Genomic DNA, 850 nt, shown 5'->3' with positions numbered 1-850 from the left:
TCTTATTGAACAAACGGGTAGCTTTAGTGGAATAGAAAGTAAAAATAAATACAGATAATAGTTCAGTTCGTATCATATCGGACTGGGCTATCTTTTTGTTGTAATCAAAAAAAAACGCAGATTTCGATGTAATTTGATACACATTTTACTTAACATTTTTAGCTGTAAATAAACGTTTTATGATAGGAAACGAAAAGCAGTTACTAGTAAAGTATGCCTTTATTAAATCCCATAAATGATCCGAAATAATCAATCTTTTTAATTGAGAATTGTTATCATTTAATGTATACTGAGTAGTAATACAAATATGGGGTAAGGAGAATATACAATGCAAATTTACTGGACTAAAATAAATAAGATTATTGAGGAAACTCCTGAGGTTAAAACATACCTGCTCGACTGTCCTGAAGGCTTTACATGGAAAGAAGGTTCCCACACCCACTTCGCACTGGAAGGATTCAATGCCGGAGATAAACCAAACAAGAGCCTGGTGCGCCATATGTCAATCTCTACTTTACCACACGAAAATGCAATCGGAATCACAACACGCATCAGAAAGCAGTGCTCTGAGTTTAAATCGATTTTAAGAAATCTTCAAGTCGGCAATGAAGTTGCAATCTTTAAGACACATTCGAATGTACTGCTCAAAAGAGAAGACAGAAATGTGTACCTGCTTTCATCAGGTGTCGGCCTGGCAACTTTCAGACCGCTTGTACTTGAATATTTCGAGCGTGCTGACAACGTCAATCAAATTCATTCCCTGAACATCGATTCATCAAAAGATTTCTTATTTACTGATCTTTTTAAGTCAGCACCTGACAAGAAGTTCACGGCACAGTTCGTCGATAAT

At 35.9% G+C, this 850-nt stretch carries 1 protein-coding gene; it reads left to right on the top strand.

What is annotated here, in order from left to right; all coding sequences use genetic code 11:
• Positions 1-328 precede the first annotated feature (328 nt).
• The coding region (locus tag V7147_RS21495; RefSeq protein ID WP_335369850.1) for a dihydropteridine reductase at positions 329-850 on the top strand (522 nt) is incomplete at its 3' end.

This window comes from Bacillus sp. JJ1521 (genome assembly GCF_036965165.1).
GTDB lineage: Bacteria > Bacillota > Bacilli > Bacillales > Bacillaceae_L > Ferdinandcohnia.
Note: the sequence above shows the minus strand (reverse complement) of the source record. Positions and strands in the feature narration are given on the sequence as shown.